The 18,520-nt window shown below is 38.4% G+C and carries 23 protein-coding genes and 2 riboswitches; of the genes, 11 read left to right on the plus strand and 12 right to left on the minus strand.

What is annotated here, in order from left to right:
* Positions 1-192 precede the first annotated feature (192 nt).
* Positions 193-1,362, plus strand: coding sequence for an MFS transporter (locus MMB69_RS09070; protein ID WP_269871700.1), 1,170 nt, complete (start codon positions 193-195; stop codon positions 1,360-1,362).
* 188 nt (positions 1,363-1,550) lie between these two features.
* Positions 1,551-1,997: a GNAT family N-acetyltransferase gene (locus MMB69_RS09075; protein ID WP_269871701.1), complete on the plus strand. Its 447-nt coding sequence runs from the start codon at positions 1,551-1,553 to the stop codon at positions 1,995-1,997.
* 328 nt (positions 1,998-2,325) lie between these two features.
* Here the strand turns inward: MMB69_RS09075 and MMB69_RS09080 are convergent, their stop codons facing one another.
* Together MMB69_RS09080 and MMB69_RS09085 are read right to left on the minus strand one after the other, a co-directional pair.
* Positions 2,326-2,682: a hypothetical protein gene (locus MMB69_RS09080; protein WP_050689861.1), complete on the minus strand. Its 357-nt coding sequence runs from the start codon at positions 2,680-2,682 to the stop codon at positions 2,326-2,328.
* A gap of 66 nt (positions 2,683-2,748) precedes the next feature.
* Positions 2,749-3,615: a YitT family protein gene (locus MMB69_RS09085; RefSeq protein WP_013083822.1), complete on the minus strand. Its 867-nt coding sequence runs from the start codon at positions 3,613-3,615 to the stop codon at positions 2,749-2,751.
* 162 nt (positions 3,616-3,777) lie between these two features.
* Between MMB69_RS09085 and cobT the strand changes: the two genes are divergently transcribed.
* Positions 3,778-4,815 carry a nicotinate-nucleotide--dimethylbenzimidazole phosphoribosyltransferase gene (cobT, locus tag MMB69_RS09090; protein WP_221784321.1) on the plus strand — a complete coding sequence of 346 codons (1,038 nt, stop codon included), beginning with the start codon at positions 3,778-3,780 and terminating at the stop codon, positions 4,813-4,815.
* 66 nt (positions 4,816-4,881) lie between these two features.
* Here cobT and MMB69_RS09095 read toward each other — a convergent pair whose 3' ends face one another.
* Positions 4,882-5,046 (minus strand): hypothetical protein, encoded by a 165-nt coding sequence (locus MMB69_RS09095; RefSeq protein WP_221784323.1) that lies wholly within the window; start codon positions 5,044-5,046, stop codon positions 4,882-4,884.
* A gap of 288 nt (positions 5,047-5,334) precedes the next feature.
* On the opposite strand from MMB69_RS09095, the gene MMB69_RS09100 reads away from it, so the two are divergent.
* Complete coding sequence (locus tag MMB69_RS09100) at positions 5,335-6,015, plus strand: FHA domain-containing protein (protein ID WP_221784325.1); 681 nt, start codon at positions 5,335-5,337, stop codon at positions 6,013-6,015.
* A 15-nt stretch (positions 6,016-6,030) separates the two neighbouring features.
* Here MMB69_RS09100 and MMB69_RS09105 read toward each other — a convergent pair whose 3' ends face one another.
* From MMB69_RS09105 to MMB69_RS09115, 3 genes are all read right to left on the minus strand, one after another.
* Positions 6,031-6,798: a class I SAM-dependent methyltransferase gene (locus MMB69_RS09105; protein WP_221784327.1), complete on the minus strand. Its 768-nt coding sequence runs from the start codon at positions 6,796-6,798 to the stop codon at positions 6,031-6,033.
* A gap of 188 nt (positions 6,799-6,986) precedes the next feature.
* Complete coding sequence (locus MMB69_RS09110; protein WP_221784328.1) at positions 6,987-7,448, minus strand: DinB family protein; 462 nt, start codon at positions 7,446-7,448, stop codon at positions 6,987-6,989.
* Positions 7,449-7,568: 120 nt separating this feature from the next.
* Positions 7,569-7,844, minus strand: coding sequence for an AbrB/MazE/SpoVT family DNA-binding domain-containing protein (locus MMB69_RS09115; RefSeq protein WP_013057736.1), 276 nt, complete (start codon positions 7,842-7,844; stop codon positions 7,569-7,571).
* 412 nt (positions 7,845-8,256) lie between these two features.
* Here MMB69_RS09115 and rpsN point away from each other — a divergent pair, with 412 nt between their 5' ends.
* Positions 8,257-8,526 carry a 30S ribosomal protein S14 gene (rpsN, locus tag MMB69_RS09120; RefSeq protein ID WP_013083817.1) on the plus strand — a complete coding sequence of 90 codons (270 nt, stop codon included), beginning with the start codon at positions 8,257-8,259 and terminating at the stop codon, positions 8,524-8,526.
* A gap of 29 nt (positions 8,527-8,555) precedes the next feature.
* On the opposite strand, the gene MMB69_RS09125 is transcribed toward rpsN, so the two are convergent.
* Positions 8,556-10,079 carry an N-acetylmuramoyl-L-alanine amidase family protein gene (locus tag MMB69_RS09125; protein ID WP_277447607.1) on the minus strand — a complete coding sequence of 508 codons (1,524 nt, stop codon included), beginning with the start codon at positions 10,077-10,079 and terminating at the stop codon, positions 8,556-8,558.
* Positions 10,080-10,639: 560 nt separating this feature from the next.
* On the opposite strand from MMB69_RS09125, the gene MMB69_RS09130 reads away from it, so the two are divergent.
* On the plus strand, positions 10,640-11,173 hold the full coding sequence (locus MMB69_RS09130; protein ID WP_028412757.1) for a GrpB family protein: 534 nt from the start codon (positions 10,640-10,642) through the stop codon (positions 11,171-11,173).
* A gap of 34 nt (positions 11,174-11,207) precedes the next feature.
* Here MMB69_RS09130 and MMB69_RS09135 read toward each other — a convergent pair whose 3' ends face one another.
* The 4 genes from MMB69_RS09135 to MMB69_RS09150 all read right to left on the minus strand — a co-directional run bounded on the left by MMB69_RS09135 (position 11,208) and on the right by MMB69_RS09150 (position 13,585).
* A complete protein-coding gene (locus tag MMB69_RS09135; protein WP_221784332.1) occupies positions 11,208-11,888 on the minus strand; it encodes a DUF4397 domain-containing protein in 681 nt (226 codons plus the stop codon).
* A 115-nt stretch (positions 11,889-12,003) separates the two neighbouring features.
* On the minus strand, positions 12,004-12,441 hold the full coding sequence (locus MMB69_RS09140; RefSeq protein ID WP_277447608.1) for a hypothetical protein: 438 nt from the start codon (positions 12,439-12,441) through the stop codon (positions 12,004-12,006).
* Positions 12,442-12,533: 92 nt separating this feature from the next.
* The gene (gene nfsA / locus MMB69_RS09145; RefSeq protein ID WP_277447609.1) at positions 12,534-13,271 is read right to left on the minus strand and encodes an oxygen-insensitive NADPH nitroreductase; all 738 of its coding nucleotides are present in this window, start codon (positions 13,269-13,271) and stop codon (positions 12,534-12,536) included.
* A 29-nt stretch (positions 13,272-13,300) separates the two neighbouring features.
* Complete coding sequence (locus MMB69_RS09150; RefSeq protein WP_013057729.1) at positions 13,301-13,585, minus strand: putative quinol monooxygenase; 285 nt, start codon at positions 13,583-13,585, stop codon at positions 13,301-13,303.
* Positions 13,586-13,789: 204 nt separating this feature from the next.
* Here MMB69_RS09150 and MMB69_RS09155 point away from each other — a divergent pair, with 204 nt between their 5' ends.
* Positions 13,790-14,104: an ArsR/SmtB family transcription factor gene (locus MMB69_RS09155; protein ID WP_221784336.1), complete on the plus strand. Its 315-nt coding sequence runs from the start codon at positions 13,790-13,792 to the stop codon at positions 14,102-14,104.
* Positions 14,105-14,123: 19 nt separating this feature from the next.
* Here the strand turns inward: MMB69_RS09155 and MMB69_RS09160 are convergent, their stop codons facing one another.
* Positions 14,124-14,459 (minus strand): CHY zinc finger protein, encoded by a 336-nt coding sequence (locus MMB69_RS09160; protein ID WP_050689852.1) that lies wholly within the window; start codon positions 14,457-14,459, stop codon positions 14,124-14,126.
* 177 nt (positions 14,460-14,636) lie between these two features.
* On the opposite strand from MMB69_RS09160, the gene MMB69_RS09165 reads away from it, so the two are divergent.
* The 4 genes from MMB69_RS09165 to kdpA all read left to right on the plus strand — a co-directional run bounded on the left by MMB69_RS09165 (position 14,637) and on the right by kdpA (position 18,517).
* Complete coding sequence (locus tag MMB69_RS09165) at positions 14,637-15,704, plus strand: undecaprenyldiphospho-muramoylpentapeptide beta-N-acetylglucosaminyltransferase (protein WP_029714620.1); 1,068 nt, start codon at positions 14,637-14,639, stop codon at positions 15,702-15,704.
* A 159-nt stretch (positions 15,705-15,863) separates the two neighbouring features.
* Positions 15,864-16,006, plus strand: a riboswitch (cyclic di-AMP (ydaO/yuaA leader).
* A 72-nt stretch (positions 16,007-16,078) separates the two neighbouring features.
* Entirely contained in the window at positions 16,079-16,216 is a 138-nt protein-coding gene (locus MMB69_RS09170) for a hypothetical protein (RefSeq protein ID WP_221784338.1), read from the plus strand.
* A gap of 15 nt (positions 16,217-16,231) precedes the next feature.
* Positions 16,232-16,372: riboswitch (cyclic di-AMP (ydaO/yuaA leader) on the plus strand.
* Positions 16,373-16,750: 378 nt separating this feature from the next.
* Positions 16,751-16,831: a K(+)-transporting ATPase subunit F gene (kdpF, locus tag MMB69_RS27290; RefSeq protein WP_063611563.1), complete on the plus strand. Its 81-nt coding sequence runs from the start codon at positions 16,751-16,753 to the stop codon at positions 16,829-16,831.
* A gap of 24 nt (positions 16,832-16,855) precedes the next feature.
* Positions 16,856-18,517 carry a potassium-transporting ATPase subunit KdpA gene (gene kdpA, locus MMB69_RS09175; RefSeq protein ID WP_221784364.1) on the plus strand — a complete coding sequence of 554 codons (1,662 nt, stop codon included), beginning with the start codon at positions 16,856-16,858 and terminating at the stop codon, positions 18,515-18,517.
* Positions 18,518-18,520: the final 3 nt, after the last annotated feature.

The following is an 18,520-nucleotide window of genomic DNA, read 5'->3' on the forward strand; positions in this document are numbered from 1 at the left end:
TTTTCACGACAATTTCTTGATTTTTTACGATACTGTTTAACTGTTTGTATTTTTTAATATATATATAAGTTGTGTTTTGTAAAAGGCATACGATTGTAATAAGTCGATAAAAGCAAGCCGCTATATAAAGGGGTTGATTACGTGTAGGATTCTCTTTCTTTTCAGTCATACTAAAAAGAAAGAGGGATTGTCGTGAAAAATCGTTCCGTACTTTTTTTATGGGTTGGTCAAAGCCAAGCCAATTTAGCAGATGTATTATATATTGTTGCGTTAATCAGCATTCTTTATGCTCAAAATAGTTCTCCTGTGCTGCTTTCATGCATTCCGTTTACCATTACGGCTGCTAAGTTTTTGAGCAGTTTTACTGTACCTTTTCTTATAGATCGCTACAGGGCTAAGCGTATTCTTGTTGTGTCTCAGCTCTTGAAGACCAGTGTTTTGTCTATGTTTTTCTTGTGGCATATGTCGCTTATCAGCATGCTGTGCTGCGTGGCGCTTATTGCTTTTTTTGATGGGTGGGCAGCTCCGGTTCAAAGCTCTATGCTTCCTCATTTAGTAGATAAAGAGAAGCTGTTAAAATGGAACAGTATGTTCAATGTCACCGATCAAACGATTCAAATTGCAGCCTATCCGCTTGGAAGCTTTCTGATCATCAGCTGGGATGCTACTGGCCTTTTATGGCTGTCATTTTCGTTATTCAGTTTGTCACTTGTATTTATGCAGGCCATTCGCATTAACGCTCATTCTGCTAAAACGAAGCAAAAACAAGGGTTAAAAGAGGGATGGAAACTAATTTGGCATTATCCGCGCCTGCGGGTTTTATTAGTCATGGAGGTTTTAGAAGGAATGGCTGCCGGCGTTTGGGCATCAGCAATTGTCTACGTGTTTGTGAAAGAGATATTAAATAAAAATGAAGCTTGGTGGGGATATATCAACAGCAGTTTTTTTGTTGGAACGGTTCTTGGAGGTTTCGTTTTGTTGAAGATTTCAGTTGAACAAGAGAAAAGTCTTTATCATATCGTAACACTAGGCAGTCTTTTATCAGGTTTTTTTACATTATTGTTCGGAGTGATGTCTGCTCCTTTTCTTTCACTTTTACTTAGTTTTGCTATTGGCATTGCCCTTCAAATAAGCGCTACGTGTTCTTACACGCTTACACAAACGGCCGTTCCTTTAGAAAAGCTTTCTAAGGTGCTTTCCGCTACGCTGAGCGTTTCATATGTGACGTTTGGACTTTCGGTGCTGCTGCTTGGAGCTGTTGCTTCGCTAAATGTGACGGCGGCGTTTCTAACAGCAGGAGGACTGATTGTAATCAGCGGCTGTGTAGGTTTATTCTTACGGAATTATGCGCTTGCTAACTAAAAAAGGTTGCTTGCTATTTGCAACCTTTTTTAAAACATCGTATTTTCTCTCCTCAACCATAAGCCGTATAAGGTTGTTTGCTTTAAATACCCCTTGTGTAAAAGTAGGAAGCTTTTCACGAAAACAAAAGGAAAAAAAATATGGCTATCGAATTATGTTAAGAGCGTTGAGCTAAAAGGAGTGATTAAATGGTTGTCATTCGACAGGGGGTTGAAACTGATCGAGAGCGACTGGCTACGTTAATGCAAGAATATATAGTAAAATTCTGTGAGCAGCCTGCCCCTTCCCGGAAAGCTTTAACTTTACATATTAAGCGCTTATTGAATAATCCTTCCTATGGTATCCAGTTTGTTGCTGAATTAGAAGGGAAACTAGTAGGTTTTGCGACGGTGTACGTATCGTGGAGCACCTATTATTTTAAAGAAACAGCGATCTTAAAAGACTTGTACGTATCTCCTTTAAACAGAGGTAATAAAATTGGTGAACGTTTGTTTAAGATCTGCTTGGCCTATTCTCAAAAGTATGAGTTTGCAGGGATGACCGCTGAGTGCAGCAGTGAAAATAAAGTTGCTCAAAACCTTTTTCAAAAAATGAACGGTAAAGAAAATGCAGGGGTTCAATACCGTTTTTTTTAAGAGAAGTGCAGCTTTTACTTTTAAGACTTCTACTAAATGGCAAAAATATGTTATAGTATGAAAAGTGAAATTGATGAAAATGTCGGTGGGCTATATGTTAGATGATCGTATCAATAGTAGGGGGAAGTTGGACTAGCTGTTTGAAAGGCGGCCATCCTATTTTTAGTATAGCCGCAAGGAAGGAGCAGGACCTTGAAAAAAAATCCAATCTTAAACGCGTGGAAAATAGTAACTGCGACGAGCGGTTTTTTGCTTGCGCTGTTTATCTTTAAAGTCCGAAAAGGAAGATAATCATATAAAGAAAGCTCCTCGATTGAGGAGCTTTTTATTATTTAGTAATAGGAAACGCCAAGGGAGTCACGGTTGATAAAGAATCTCTGTAAGAATGATAGGTGAAATAATGACGTGTTGGACTATAAATAGTCATGTAAAGTAAATAATCATATTTCGTTTCCATATAGAAAAAAACGCCGTCTGCGTGGAGTGTATAGAAAGAGTACGAAATTCCGAGCAGCGTTTGCTTTTGTACGCTTGTGCTTGGGTTTTCTTTAATCCATTCATATAGTTCAAACACACTCACTCCTGGTGATGATTGCAGCGTATGTACTTTGTCATATAACTTATCAGATACATCGGAAACCGACTGTTTTAATTGGTGAAATAAGTTGGACATTTGTTCTTTCATTGTGGTGAGCTCCTTTACGGGTAGTCAGCTATTAGCATGCTCAGGGACATCCACGCTTATGTATAGTTAGTGGATGGCTGATTTGAATTTGCCACCCTGCGCTTCTTGGGTATCCATAATGGTTGTAAATGCATGTGGATCTATTTCGGAAATAATGGTTTTAAGCTTGGTAATTTCTAAACGCGTCACAACTACGTATATGACTTCTTTTTCTGTACCTTCAAATCCGCCTTTACCATACAGTTTCGTCACGCCGCGGCCTAAACGATGCGTAATAGCGTCTGATAGCTCTTCATAGTGATTTGAAACTATAAAAGCTGCTTTTGTTTCATCAAGCCCTTGAATAATCGCATCGATTGTTTTAGAAGCAATATAGTACGTAAGGATCGAGTACATAGCCTGTTCCCAACCTAGCACAAACCCTGCCCAAGCGAAAATGAAGATATTTAAAAACATCACAAATTCGCCCACAGAAAACGGAATTTTTTTTGTTAATAAAATACCTAAAATCTCAGTTCCGTCTAACGCTCCACCGTGACGAATGACCGTTCCTACACCTGCTCCTAACAGCAGTCCGCCAAATACAGTAGCAAGAAGCGGTTCAGATGTTACAGCTGGAACATGGTGCAATTGAGATTCTACAATGGATAAAGCAACGACTGCAAACATAGATGAAAAGCAGAAGTTACGACCAATTTGTTTGTATCCACTATATAAAAAAGGGAGATTAAAAATGATGATAAGAAGACTGAACGGCAATTTCGTTAAGTAAACTAAAATTAGAGAAATACCGATAATACCGCCATCAATTACGGAATTTGGGACTAAAAATAATTCAATAGAAACGGCAGCCAAGGAAGCCCCAATTAACATCATAATGTAGCGATAAATGAGCCGACCTGCCTTTTCCTTTTTGTGCTGTTTCGTTGTCATAAAATCTTTCCTTTCAAAATACTGCCTATACGCAACTCTTACTAGTATAACTAAGTCTTGGGAACTCTATCCAATTATCTACTTTAAAAAAGACTAGCCAGAATAAACAAAATCCTGTTAAATTAAACGGTAGACATTTGCTGAAATAAAGGAGCTGTACATATGATAAACGTTTATATTCCACCGCTTCAAACAAGCGCTGGCGAAAAAGCGGCACGCTATATTGATACATTAACCAAACCGATAGGAAGCCTTGGAAGACTCGAAGAAATAGCAGTTGAATTAGCGGCCATGACCGGGGAAGTTTTTCCGACGGTCACGCCGCCAGGAGTCCTCGTATTTGCAGGCGATCATGGAATTGTAAAAGAAGGAGTTTCAGCTTATCCGCAAGACGTAACGGCACAAATGGCGCTGAATTTTTTGCAGGGAGGAGCAGCTATTAACGTGTTTAGTCAGCAAATAGATGCACAGTTCAAACTGATTGACATCGGCATTGCTTCTGACCTTTCCCATAAGGACCTTGTACAACGCAAAGTGAAGCTGGGCACAGCAAGTTTTTATAAAGAAGATGCGATGACGCGCAGTGAGGCAGAATTGGCTGTTCAAGTCGGATATGAAGAAGCTGAAGAGCTTATTGCCCAAGGAATTAAATGTTTGATTGTAGGAGAAATGGGCATCGGAAATACTACGTCAAGCACGGCTATTTTAGCTGTATTGACAGGAGAAAAAGTCTCTAAGCTTGCAGGAATGGGCACAGGGATTTCTGATGAACAACTGCGCCACAAAGTCAACGTGATTGAAGAAGCGCTGCAAAACAGGCACATCAACCCTCAGGATCCAATTGATATTATCAGTAAAATAGGGGGTCTTGAAATTGCCGGGATGACAGGTGCTATGCTGGCGGCAGCTGCTCACCGTATTCCTATTTTGGTAGATGGTTTTATTTGTACAGTTGCAGCCCTTCTAGCGACAGAAATCAATACACAAGCAAGAGACTATATGTTTGCTAGTCACGAATCTGTTGAACAAGGTCATGCGTGTGCAATGAAGCTTCTTGGCAAGAAACCGCTCCTCAACCTCAATCTTCGGTTAGGTGAGGGAAGTGGAGCTGCTGTTACATTTCCGCTGCTGCACTCGGCTTCACTGATGATTGCCAATATGGCCACGTTTCAATCTGCGGGAGTGTCTGAGAAAGAATGAACCTAAAAAAGACATGGGAGCAATTCAACAAAACCATGTCTTTTTTCTTTATTTTATAAAAAAACCTTATATTTTTAACATCATAAACCAATAAATGCTAAAGCTAGCACCTGTTAGAATAAATGATCCAATAATCAACAATACCAGTGCAACGCGTCGTTTAATCGCTTGAATTTCTCTATCTTTTGGCAAACGTCCCATTGGTTTTCCTCCATTATGTAAATATTTCACGTATTTTCCTATTTTACTCTGCTTTAAAAAGAGAGAACATATGTCAAAGTTACTAAAAATCAAATTATTTTACAAAAAAATTGTATCCCCGTTCCAGCAGGGCAAAGAATACGTATTTTTTCAGTTAGAAAAGGACTGCTCTAAAGGTTTACTTACATGGCAACAACCTTTATCATATAACTGACTATACTATGATGTTATCCAAAGTTGGAAGAAATCTCAATAAATGTGAGTGTTATAATTACATGATAAGAGTCAGAAAATTTTAAAAAAGAGTGTGAGCAAACAATGGACGGTATGTTGATTATTCGGAACGGTGCTCCTTTTTATGAAGGAGCTTCCGTGCCTATTCCAAAAGATAAAGCCTGTATTATCGGACGAAGCAGTGAAGAATGGGAGCCTTATCTGGCCTTTCAAAGTGCTTACATTTCACGCAAGCATTTTGAAGTAACTTACGAAAGCAATGCCTTTTTCATTACAGATTTGTTTAGTAAACACGGGACAAAAGTAAATGGAGAAGAGTTACAGCCTGGAACCCCTCGTTTATTGAAAGAGCAGGATGTCATTACCTTAGCAAATGAAGAGGCAGCTTTAGTATTTAGAAATGATGATATGGATGCAACCCTCGATTTAGGACCTTTGCTAAAACAAATAAATAAACCATTTTACACATTAGATCCAATTTTGCAGAAAGTAAAAGTAAAAGAGGAAACGTATATTCTGTCAGATAAAGAATACGCGTGCTTAGCTTATCTTCTAGAATACAACAATCAATTTGTTTCAAAAGAAGCATTAAAAAAAAGCGTTTGGCCTGAACGAGTAGAGTCAAATGGAGAAATTCTAGTAGCAGCGGAAGAGCTGAATGCGCTGATTTACCGGGTTCGCAAAAAAATAGGAACATATTTAGAAATCGAAGTGATTCGAGGAAAAGGATATTGGCTACACTTTAACGAGAATGGACGTGAATAGAATCACGTCCATTTTTTAATCTCGTTTTACAGCATGTACACGTATATGTTTGGCTTCTGCTAGCCAAGATCCATTTTGAAACAGTTTATCTTGCATTCGATTTTCTAAGCGCGTAATGAGGACATTTTTAGTTTCTGTCGTCACGTGAGCAAAAAGAGGGGCTGCATTTGTTTCTAGCCAATTACGCAAGCCGTTTTCCCCTTTTAACAAGAAGGGACGGCTGTAGTGAATGGCCGTGGTGACTTGAAAATTCTGTGATTCCAAAAGAGAAGAATATTCAGCTACAGAAGGAAAGTACCATGGGAAATCTACATCGTTATAAGGGATATCAAACGTTTTAAATTGACGAATGATTTCTGTGAAAATTTCGTCCATGTTTCCTTTTCCCCAAAATTCTGCTACAAATCGGCCATTTGGTTTTAAAGCATTGTAAATGTTTTTAATGACAAGGTGAGGGGGACGGATGTCGTGTAAAGTTGCATTGGAAAAAACTGCGTCAAATTGTTCGCAATAAGGAAGGTTAAGGGCATTTAACTGTTCAAAGGATAGAGTCGGGTACTGATGACGAGCCTGTTCAATCATATTTTCAGAGCAATCGATGCCTGTTGCATGGACATGAAGCTTATTGAGCTGCGAAATAAATTCGCCAGTGCCACAGCCAATATCTAAAATATGTTCGCCAGCTTGAGGAGAAAGAAGGTTCATAGCACTTCCTCCAAATGAAGAAACAAACGGAAGATGATACACTTGAGCAATTTTTTGTTGATTAACAGTTTGACTCATGAAGTGATTCCTCCTTTGTAAAAGATGATGACTATCGTTTTATAAGAAGAAACAAGCTTTGAATAGTAGATATGAAGTTATTGATAGAATTATACCATATATCTTACTTATTATGCCGAAAACTCCAAAGAAAAAGCGCACCAAACTTCTAGCTTGGGCGCTTACAAGCACGAACTATTTTCTAACCATTAACCGAACTGAACAAATAGAGGAAGATCTGTATGACCCATCTCACGTACGTAGACGTATAAATTTCCTTTATGATGAATTTCATGATCAATGGCCATTTGTAAAAGTTGTCTTCCGGGAAGCTTTCTTCCAAACGCTGCAGTTGCGTCAATGGTCTTGTTTAAATCATCTTCACTTAGTGAACGTAATACGTCTACTGTTTTTTGGGTATATTCAGCTGAAAGATCTGATAATGACTTACCGCTAAAATCAGCTTTTTGACCAAGTGGAGATAAATCACCGGATTTTACCACTGATGCAAATGCATAAAAGGATGTTAAAATATGCGTAGATAAGTCAAAAGCGGACATAGATGTCGGGGCAGGCTTGTATTCGTAGTGACCTGCTTCAATTTTGTTGATTAATTCATTAGTTACGTTTCGATGTGCTAAAAAGTGATGGGTCATTTGTTCAACTGTCATGATAAAAGGCTCCTTTATTATGTATTCGCTTCTGAGTATAGCATTTGAAAATCAGAAAGCGAAGAAAAAACTTTATCAATAAGAAAAACAGCTGCATATGAGCAGCTGCTTTTCTTATTATTAGAAATTACGTTGTTTTAACTCTTCAAGCAATAACTCCATACCTTCGCGGCTTAAAGTTAATTTGCCATCTGCGATTGTTACGTTGTCAGAAGATACTTCGCCAGTAATCGCACAAGCACCGTTCGGCTCATATTTCTTTAAAATAATTCGATCTGTTTCGACAAAAATTTCAACAGGATCTTTTACATCTATTTCAAGAACACGTCTTAACTCTTTAGGAATTACGATACGACCTAAATCATCTACTTTTCTTACAATACCAGTCGATTTCATTTTTAATCACCTTTACTTTTATATTTTATTGAGTACGCAAAATATTATTTTTGGAATTTCTAAGATGATTATATACTAGATAACCGCTAAATTTGTCGAAGTTATTAATATGTAAATGAACTGTAATATTATTGAAATATTATCTGTAAATACAAATCCTCCTACAATATGGAATATTTAGGGCTCTTTGTATGATATAGGAGATGAAGGAATTAATTACATTTGACATACAATTTTATTTATGTTTATGCAGCAGCCTGGGGGGAGGCTACATGTGAATGTGGAAGCAAATAAGTTGAAAGAATGAAGAGAATATGATTAGATTAAAGGAGTAACTTGCTCAAAATAATTAAATCGTAATGATTACGTATTTCAAATAAAAAAGTAATAAATCGAAAGGATGACAAAGAATTTGGCTAAAAAATCAAAAGTTGTAAAAGAACAAAAGCGTCAAGAGATGGTAGCGAAGTATGCGCAATTGCGCCAAGAGCTGAAGGAAAAAGGAGATTACGAAGCGTTAAAAAAATTGCCTAGAGATTCTTCGCCAACGCGCTTAAATAATCGCTGCCGCGTTACTGGTCGTCCGAGAGGCTACCTTAGAAAATTTGAAATGTCACGCATCGCTTTTAGGGAATTAGCCTACAAAGGGCAAATTCCAGGTGTTAAAAAAGCAAGCTGGTAGTATAAAAGCCCTCATAATGAGGGCTTTTATTATTTATTAGCTGCAAAATATCGAGCAATTCCTTGGTAAATACCTGTAGATATTTGCTGCTGATACGCGTTAGAAGAAACAATTTGCTCATCGTGAGCATTTGATAAAAAGCCTAATTCAAGAAGTACAGCCCGCTGGTTGTTTTCTCGAGTAACATAATAATCTCCAAAACGAACCCCCATATCCTTCATAGAAGGCGCGTTTTCAGCCATGCTTTCTTGAATGTATTTTGCTAATTCTTTATCTTTGGATTCACTGTAATAAAATGATGCGATGCCGTTTGCAGAAGATGCAGTAGAAGCGTTATAGTGAATGCTGATAAATGCATCTGCATGCTTTGCTTCACTAACGTTCACTCGTCCGCTTAGTGAGATAAAAGTATCGTTTGAACGCGTCATAAATACATTTGCTCCAGCATTAGCTAAGCGGCTTGCCACAAGTTTTGCTGTTGTTAACGCTAAACTTTTCTCAATCGATGACTTGCCTGAAGTGCCAGGATCATATCCGCCGTGCCCAGCGTCTACTACAATAATTTTATCTTTTAAAGCAGCAGAAGGAGAAGGCAAACTAGCTGAAGGTGTAGAACCAGCCGCAGCTGTTAACCCTTTTGATACCCATGCTGTTTGACTCGCAGAGTATTGAATTTGCACCCAGTCATTCGTTTCATTTACTTTTTTGAATCTTTCACCTGCTCTTGCTACACGAATGATTCCCGCATTTAAGCTCGGCTGACTTCGCAAATTTGAAGCTTTTGTAATTTGAATAGACTGGGCTGTTTGTGAAGACTGTCCGGAATCTGCTTGTAAATACTGACTTGCTACCCAGCCCGTTTGGCCATTTGCCGTTTTAATCTGTGCCCACGACCCGCTTTCTTTTACTACCGTTACTTTGGAACCTCGCGATAAGTTCGTCACGATAGACGCGCTTGTGCTTGCTGAAGAACGAACGTTCAATGAACTGGCATTAACGGTCGCTGACTTGGCTGACGTAGAACCTGAATCATTAGTCGGCGTAGAAGAATCCGAGCCTGCTTGTAAGTACTGACTTGCCACCCAGCCCGTTTGGCCGCTTGCCGTTTTAATCTGTGCCCACGATCCGCTGACTTTTACCACCGTTACTTTGGAACCTCGCGGTAAGTTCGTCACGATGGACGCGCTTGTGCTTGCAGAAGACCGAACGTTTAATGAGCTGGCATTAACGATCGCTGACTTCGATGTTGAATTTTCGGTAGACGTACTGTTTGTTTGCGTTTTATTTATGTATTGAGATGAAATCCAAGCGTCTTTACCGTTATAGGTAATTTTAGCCCATCCTTTGCTTTCATCTACTATATTAACGGTGTTTCCCTTCGTTATTTTTCCAACGATAGCACCGCTTGTACTAGGCGTTGCACGTACATTTAACGATGTAGCAGTTACTTTGGCCGATTCAGCTGCATCTGCATCAATTGAATGCAAAAAAAGCAATGAAGAGCTTAAAAGAACAGAAGAAACGGCTGTGTACATGACATGTTTTTTATTCATTTTTTCCTCCTTGCAAATTACAAATTTCAACATAAGGTTATTGGTATACAAAGCATATATCGGCAAATAGTCCAAAATTTTGAGTGAAATCTACTATTATCTCATAATACCGATATTATCCATCATACTATATGTCGAAATTCAATTGTATAATGAATTTGAACTATCTGCCATCCTTGACTATAAAATTTTACATTAATGTAAAATATAATTATATTAAAGGTGGAATTTAGCGATATTAAAGACCTTTAATCCTTTGTTCATCTGCATTTTGAGGATATGTCTTCTACTAGCAAAAACGTAAAATAGTATAAAACAGCTGAGTGTGAATATGATAGAGGAAAAATAGAAAATAAAAGCGTATCTATCTTTTGAAGGAGGAAACATCCACAATTATGAAACATGTAGAATAAAAATAACAAAAATATATAAAATAATACAAAGCCTGTCTATAGGGGTGTAAAGCTCTTAGCATAAACTAAAAGTAAATAGTTAGAAAATTCTTTCTTTTTACTTTAAAACATGGTACAGTATAAAAAAGTGAAAGGGTGGAAACTGATATGCGAAAGATTGTTCAGTATGAAACAAAGTGGTCGCTTTTGTATCAAATGGAAAAAGAAGCGTTGCTTAATACACTAAAAGACTTTTCAGTAGACATCGAACATATTGGAAGCACGTCCGTTCCAGGATTGGCAGGTTCACCAATCGTTGATATTTTAATCGGAGTCAAACGTGAAGAAGACATAAATGAAGTGCGCGCTATATTAAAAAATAAATCCCACGTATATGTAGCGGAAAAAGAGATGTTTGTCTTATTAAAAGAAGGCGTTCCAGCTGCACACTACCCTCCAATTATGACAGCTAAAAATGCCCGTAAGCTCATTCCGCATGATGCTAGAAGAAGTCATGTGTACGTAACGGTCAGTGAATCACCTTACTGGAATGAACGAATTAATTTCAGGGAGCAGTTACGCTCGAGCGAACGTGCTAGAAAAAAATATGAAGGTATGAAATACGAGCTTTCAAAACGATTGTGGAACGATATTTCTACCTATGAGTACAAAAAAGAAGAATTTATTCAGCGCAGTCTATAAAAAACGTCATTTCAATTGAAATGACGTTTTTTAATTAATTATCTTGTAAAACAATGGTCTCAAGCTTGTCAGCAGTATTTACTGCGAGAACCGTATAGTTTTTACCGCTTTGAAGATTTGTTCCAGGAAGACTTAGTACTTCTTTTCCATCTGCTGTGGAAACAGATAAATCATACGAACCCGGATTTACTACTTGATAACCTGAAATGCTTTTAAAAGACAGATCTTTAAATAAAGGAGCAGCACCTTTAGGACCTACGTTTACCGCAGGAGCATCAGGAGATAAATGAGCAACACGTAAGCTTGCTTTTCCATCCATTCCTTGCTTATTATTCGTGAAAGCCTGTAGTTCAAGGTTTTCTGCTTTATTTACAGCGGCCACTGTATACGATTTTCCACCGTCTACAACAAGGGTAGCTTCAATGATGGAATCTTTTGTTCCTTTTGTCTTCGCTTCGTATACTTCTACTTTATGAGAACCAGCTGACAAAGGCAGGGAGTTGGAGACATCTTTAAACTTTGCTCCTTCTACTAAAGCTTTGTCATCCACAAAAATGTCTACAGCAGGAGCATCCGGTGAAGCATGAACGATGCGAACTTCTGCATTTTGAGCTGTTCGCTCATCTGCAGCAGGAGGTGTTTCAGCGGCAAATACTAACATGCGGCTAAGTGCCAAGAAGGCAATTACTGCTACCATTACGAATAGTCGTTTCATCAAGTATCACTCCTTTTTTAGTATACACAGCTTTATGTAAAGAGAAGGACTGTGCAGTTGTTAGCGTATACTAAATAAAATCAACTATTCGTTTGTTTGTTAACTTTTGATGTGTTTACTGAGATTTCTGACGAAAAAATCGAAGAATAGCCAAAATATTGTACAGAGCTGTTAAGAGCCATGTCAGTAAAAAGCCTAGGCCAAGCCCAATATTGGCATCTATATACGTATGCGTGAATTCATCATATACGACGTAGGAAAGAGGAGCAATCGACAATAAAAATAGAAGAAGAAACAAAAGCGTTTTCCATTTGTTTAAAGTGAAGGTTAAATAAAAGAAAAGGAAAGCAGCGAACAATAGAAGACCGTCTCGAATAGCCCAAGGTAAAACGCCGATATGTGGATTAGCGAGAAGAAAAGTCGGGACAATTGAAAGGAGGAAAAGGAGAGAAAGTAAAGTCACGTGAAGAGTGTGCTTTTTTGTAACAGCCGGCACCAATAAAAACGCTGCGGTTGCACTTAAAAGAAAATTACAAATTAAAATAAACTCCATATCAACACCTCATTTATTGAGTATTACTTTTAGTCTATTCAGCACGCTGTTAAAGTAGATAAAAAAGCTGCGATGTTCATCGCAGCTTTTGGTTATTCGAATTTAAATCCTTGTTTTTCAAGCATCGCTCGAACTTCTGGATAATAAATGGTTTTATAAATAGCTGATACAGTTTGTGACCAGTTGCGGTCATCTGCATCATTTGTTCTGTTTTTCATATACTCTGCCATTTCAGCATCATAGTCTTGAATCAATGACTTTAAGTCGTGATTATAGCTTTCACGATGGTGCACGGCCGCTTGTGGCAATCGAGGCTTTTTCGCAGAACGATCTGCCGGATGTCCAACCACAAGACCGCTTACTGGAAATACGTATTCCGGTAGATCCAGCAGTTCAATGACTTCTAGCGGCTTTCTGCGAATTCCTCCGATTGGGACTGTACCTAAACCGAGTGATTCGGCTGCAACTGTTGCTGCTTCTAACGAAATTCCAGCATCGGTTGCTCCGACTAAAATTGACTCAAGCCCATCAGTTACGCCAAGAGGAGCATCGTTAAGCTCAGCTGCAATCTTAGCACGATTAAAATCTGCGCAAAAGATTAAGAATAGAGGAGCTTGGTCAATCCACGCTTGGTTGCCGGCAAGCTCTGAAAGTTTTTTCTTCTTTTCTTTATCTTGGACGCTAATAATAGTAACTTGCTGTCCATTAATAGAAGAAGCGGCTGACTGAGCAGATTGGATAATCGTATCTAAATGCTCGTCGCTTACTGCTTCGTCTGTATACTGACGGATAGAACGGTGATCTTGAATTGTACGAATTGCTTCATTCATGATGCGTCATCCTTTCAAAGAAGTTATTCTTAGCCTTGTAATGTTTTTACATCTAAAGGTGCTACAAGTACGCCAGTTTGAGCAAATGCTACAAAACTTTGGAAGTGAGCTGATTTATTGTGTGCTTGAATTGCTTCTTCGCTTTTCCACTCTTCAATCATCATAAATGTGTTAGGTGTAAAAGCATCTTCAAATAGTTGATAGTTGCTGTTTCCTTCTTCTTGTAAAGAATGCTTAATTAGTTCTTGTACGTTTTCTAAAAATTCTTCTCTTTTTGCTGGGTTAACTTTCATTGAAGCTTGTAAATGAATCATGGGTGATTCCTCCTTTAATAATGATGGTGCTTTATATTATTTGTTTTGTTTTTGATCTTTCATTCAATTTATGATTAAAATGAAGATAAGTTCGAATATCATCGAACAATGAAACTATAACACCAATTAAATAACAGTGCAAGGAGTTTAGTTCGAAAGTTATCGAACATTGATACACAAAAGAAGCTGTGTTATATTTTAAGCATGAGAAAACCTTATCAACCACCGAAATCTGAAATTAAATTAACGCCTATTTTACACGCGTTGAGTGATCCTAACCGGCTGCGAATTGTACAGTGTTTAGCGACAAGAAAGGAGCAGACCTGTTCGTATTATCAAAAATTAAATGTATCAAAATCAACGCTATCACATCATATTAAAGTACTTCGCGAAGCTGGAATTATCAAACTACGTATAGAAGGTACGCAGCACTATTATTCCTTGCGTTTAGAAGAACTTGAGGACTTGTTCCCAGGTCTGCTTCCTTCCATTTTAAATATAGATGAGCAGTTATTTTAAAAGCTGAACGACGTTTTGTTCAGCTTTTTTGTTCAAAATAAATGTGTCCATGCAGGCTGCATCCGGGATTAAAAGAAGAACGACAGTGAGGGCAAGTCGAGTTACAGGTTAAATATTCATGAATTGATAGCTCATGTTTACATACTCCGCAAAGAATAGCTTTTTCATTAAACATAGCTTTTGGCCACGTTTTAATATCATGATCAGCATGTCCGTTATGACATTGATAGCATGGATAATATGTATTACAGCAATAAAATTTTATTGCAATAATATCTTTATCCGTACGGTAGTGCATGCAGCGCGTTTCGGAATCCACCGTATCACCTTTTACTACAGGTGCAGATTTGTTCATTATCATCACTCCCTATGAAAAGTATAGCATGCTTTTATACGCCTTATCATACATATGTAAAAAGAAAAATGCTATAATAAAACCATCGTTTTACATGTCAGATTGCATGCTAAAAAGATCAGATAAAAATTGATGTCAAAACAGATCAATTAAGTGAAGTAAAGAGAGGAAGAAAAAATGAGTAAGCAAGTTATCGTTTTTACCGGAGGCGGAACAGCTGGACACGTAACACCAAACATTGCCATTATGAAAGAATTAGACAGTGAAAAATGGGATATCCATTATGTCGGTTCTCACAATGGTATCGAGAAAGAATTAATTACAAAATTAAACGTTCCATATCATGCAATTTCAAGCGGAAAGCTGCGTCGCTACGTAGATATGGAAAATGTAAAAGATGTATTTCGAGTAGCAAAAGGAGTTGGCGATGCACGTCGCGTGCTGAAAAAACTAAAGCCTTCTCTTGTGTTTTCAAAAGGCGGTTTTGTCACAGTTCCTGTTGTAATGGCTGCTAAATCGCTAAACATTCCCGTGTTCATTCATGAAAGTGATTTAACACCGGGACTGGCAAATAAAATTGCGCAGAAATTTGCCACTAAAATTTTTACTTCTTTTGATGAAGCGGCAAACTATTTTCCAAAAGAAAAAGTGCAGGTTGTTGGTTCACCTATTCGAAAAGAATTATTTAGCGGAAGCGCAGCGAACGGGGAAAGCTGGCTTCGCTTTTATGATAAGCGCCCAATTTTAACGATTATGGGCGGAAGTTTAGGAGCACGCCGCATCAATGAAATTGTTCGAGAATCCTTGCCTGAACTGCAAAAGAAATTTCAAATTGTACACCTGTGCGGAAAAGGCAATATTGATACAAGCCTTGAAAAAGAGTCGGGCTACCGTCAGTTAGAATACGTAAATGAACAGCTTCCGGATGTTCTAGCAGCAACTGATTATGTGATTACACGCGGCGGATCCAATGCCATTTTTGAGTTTTTAGCTCTTCATAAACCGATGATGATTATTCCTTTATCAAAAGCACAAAGTCGCGGAGATCAAATTTTAAATGCACAATCCTTTAAGAAAAAAGGCTACTGTATGGTTGTAGAAGAAGAACAGTTAACAAAAGAGCTGTTTTTGCGTGAAGTAAATGAGCTTCAGCAGCAGGCAAGTACGATGAAGCGTACAATGCGTGAAGCAACAAAAACGGATGCCATTTCAATTCTTGTAAATGAAATTGAGAAAATGAGCTAAAAAAAGCGTTCTTATCGAGGAGATAAGAACGCTTTTTTTTCTTTGAATCTATTATTTTAAAATAATGAATAAACAGCAAAAAATAAAGCTTTTAAAATTTCAAAAAATGTTGTTGACAGTAAAATTTAACAGGAGTAAGATTACTCTCATGAAACGTTCCACAGTGAAACGCTGAGTCTTTCCTGAAAGAGAGGGAAAGAGCGGAGGACCCAATTATTAGGGGTGAATCTCATAATTGAGTAGGGTTACTTTCTTGACCCGAACCCGTCAGCTAACTTCGTAAGCGTTAAGAGAGAGGATGGTGTAATGGTGGTCGTTTTCTATAACAGCGGATAGCGCGTTCCTTTCAAAATATAGGTGAAAGGAGCGTCAAGATGCATATATCTAAGCAAATGATTCAAATGATTGAATATCGAGCAATATGCGATCAGCAATCTTTTGATCTAGCAAACCGCTATTTGTCTACGTTAGCTAATCAAAGTATTAAACGCAGCAGTAAAAAACATAATTAAGCCTAAAAATTAAATAACAAATATACGCTTAATCAATTATGAGCGGGGGACCCAATATTTTGTACGTATGTACTAGGGGTGAATCTCTTAACTGAGTAGGGTTACTTCCATAACCCGAATCCGACAGCTAACTCCGTAAGCGTTTTGGGAGTAAAAAAATTCGTGTCGATCACGGCTTATTTGTCGTGCATTAAACCGCGGAAGAGGACTCTCTTCTGCGGTTTTTTTAATGAAAAAAATAGGAGAGCAGGTTATGTCTGCACCGTAAAGAGGATATAGTAGGGCTTTTAAAACGAGATCAACAATACGTGAGGAATAAACAATCAAAAATAACCTTTCGCAGCTAGCTCACTTGGGCGTGATGCTTTACGCACAGAAACAGTCACTACACTTAATCATTGGTGGTAAGAAACAGTTAGGAGGGAGCAACTTGGATATGATCATGCTTGGAACGCTTGCCATATTAACAGCTGCTATGTACGGAATTATTTGCTGGTCGTCTCATGTAGTAGACGAAAGAGAGGAGAAGTGAACATGTCGTTCATTTTGTTAGGTATTTCAGTTCTCGTTTTAATTTATTTAGTATATGTACTGTTAAATCCAGAACAATTTTAATAAGCGGAGGAATAAAACGTGGGGATTTTTCTACTATCAGTTGCGCTGCTGCTTGTTTTTGTAGCGCTTATTGCAAAGCCCGTAGGTATTTATATAGCGAATGTGTTTTCAAACGATAAAAACACTAGCTTGATAGGGAAGATAGAATCGGTGATGTTTAAAGCGGCAGGAATTAAAGGGCATAATCAGACGTGGAAGCAATATGCACTTGCTCTCGTTTTGGCGAATACGTTTATGATTTTTGTGGTGTATCTTATCTTCCGGTTTCAAGGGGTACTGCCGCTTAACCCAAGCCACATCAAAGGAATGGATCCGGCCCTTGCTTTTAACACGGCCATTAGTTTTATGACAAATACGAACTTGCAGCACTACAGCGGTGAATCAGGTTTGTCTTATTTCTCGCAGATGGCCGCCGTTGTATTTATGATGTTTGCTGCACCAGCAACGGCACTTGCAGTAGCAATCGCTTTTATTCGTGGGTTGGCAGGGAAGGAAATGGGAAACTTTTTTGTTGATTTTGTGAAATCAATTACGCGTGTTTTACTTCCTATCGCTTTTATAACAGGCATTTTATTTGCGTTTTTAGGTGTTCCTCAAACGTTAAGCGGAACGGTGACTGCCCATACATTAGAAGGGGCAACACAGCAAATAGCAAGGGGACCAGTTGCTTCTTTTCTTTCAATCAAAGAGCTAGGCAACAACGGAGGAGGGTTTTTTGGTGTCAATTCGGCTCATCCATTTGAAAATCCTAACGCGTTGAGCAATGTATTACAAATTGTCCTTATGCTTTTATTGCCAACCGCACTTCCTTTTACGTACGGAAAAATGATCGGACAGCGTAAGCAAGGTCGCATCTTGTTTGTAGCGATGAGTATGCTGTTTATCGTTATCTTAAGCACAGCGTTTGTAACAGAGTGGGGCGGTAACCCTAGACTTGATGCTTTTCATCTAAATGAAGCGAGCGGTTATATGGAAGGAAAAGAAGTCCGGTTTGGTGTCGGTATGTCAACTCTGTACGCCATCGTGACGACAGCAAGTGAAACAGGCGCGGTTAACGCGATGCACGATACTCTTACGCCTCTTACCGGGTTGTTAACGCTTGGAAATATGATGTTAAATACTGTATTTGGCGGTGTCGGAGCAGGATTTATGAATGTCATGATGTACGTCATCATCGCCGTATTTTTATCAGGTTTAATGGTTGGAAGAACCCCGGAATACGTAGGTAAAAAAATTGAAGGAAAAGAAATGAAGCTAATCGCCGTGACGCTTATTCTGCAGCCGCTGTTAATTTTAGGGGGAACCGCCGTAGCGCTCACTACTCATTTAGGAATAGAAGGTATATCAAACCCAGGCTTTCACGGCTTAAGTCAGGCACTGTATGAATTTACATCGTCAGCAGCAAACAATGGATCTGGTTTTGAAGGACTCGGTGACGCAACGCCGTTTTGGAACATTTCTACGGGAATTGTTATGTATATTGGACGTTACTTCGGACTAATTACGATGCTGGCGGTATCAAGCTCACTAGCATCTAAGCAGCTTGTTCCTGAAACACCGGGGACATTTAAAACGGATACGTCTTTATTTAGCGGCATTTTAATTGGAACTACCGTTATTGTAGGGGCACTTACGTTTTTCCCAGTGCTTGTACTTGGGCCGGTTGCTGAGTATTTGACACTGTAATTA

It is taken from the genome of Priestia sp. P5 (assembly GCF_029522155.1).
Lineage (GTDB): Bacteria > Bacillota > Bacilli > Bacillales > Bacillaceae_H > Priestia > Priestia megaterium_E.